The 1,052-nt window shown below is 71.2% G+C and carries 1 protein-coding gene; it reads left to right on the forward strand.

Features of this window, described 5'->3' with window-relative positions:
* Positions 1 to 901, forward strand: a 901-nt coding sequence (locus ACZ3I4_RS47895; RefSeq protein WP_465388854.1) for a pyridoxal-phosphate dependent enzyme, incomplete at its 5' end; no start/stop codon positions are given.
* Between the last annotated feature and the right edge of the window lie 151 nt (positions 902 to 1,052).

Consider the following 1,052-nt stretch of genomic DNA (forward strand, 5'->3'; position numbering starts at 1 on the left):
CGAGGGGAAGATCACCCACTTCGTCGCGGGCGTCGGCACCGGCGGCACCATCAGCGGCACCGGCCGCTACCTCAAGGAGATCAGCGACGGCGCGGTCCAGGTCATCGGCGCGGACCCGGAGGGCTCGGTCTACTCCGGCGGCTCCGGGCGGCCGTATCTGGTCGAGGGCGTCGGCGAGGACTTCTGGCCGAGCGCCTACGACCGCAACGTGACGGACGAGATCGTCGCGGTGTCCGACAAGGACTCCTTCCAGATGACCCGCCGCCTCGCCAAGGAGGAGGGGCTGCTGGTCGGCGGCTCCTGCGGCATGGCGGTCGTCGCCGCCCTGGAGGTCGCGAGCCGCCTGGGCCCGGACGACGTGGTCGTCGTCCTGCTGCCCGACAGCGGCCGCGGCTACCTCAGCAAGATCTTCAACGACGAGTGGATGGCCGACTACGGCTTCCTGGAGGACACCGGCCCGTCCGCGCGTGTCGCCGATGTGCTCGACCACAAGGCCGGTCCGATCCCGACGCTCGTCCACATGCACCCGGAGGAGACCGTCGGCGAGGCGATCGACGTGCTGCGCGAGTACGGCGTCTCGCAGATGCCGATCGTGAAGCCGGGCGCCGGCCACCCGGACGTGATGGCCGCCGAGGTCATCGGCTCGGTGGTGGAGCGGGAGCTGCTGAACGCGCTCTTCGCCCAGCGCGCCTCGCTCTCCGACCCGCTGGAGAAGCACATGTCGCCGCCGCTGCCGCAGGTCGGCTCCGGCGAACCGGTCGAGGACCTGATGGCCGTGCTCGGCGGCACGAACACCGCGGACGCGGCGATCGTGCTGGTGGAGGGCAAGCCGAAGGGCGTGGTCAGCCGCCAGGACCTGCTGGCGTTCCTCGCCAAGGACGCGACGGCCGGCAAGGCGTAGCACCGCGCGGGGCTCCGCTTCGCGAAAACGGTACGAGCGCGACACGCCCGCGCAGCACCGGCTTAACACGAGTCCGGCAGATTGACGGGTGTCGGCAGGGAAACCCGCCGGCACCCGATACGGCGACACGGACTACGGAGCGGCTCCCGGA

The organism is Actinoplanes sp. NPDC021490 (genome assembly GCF_055562135.1).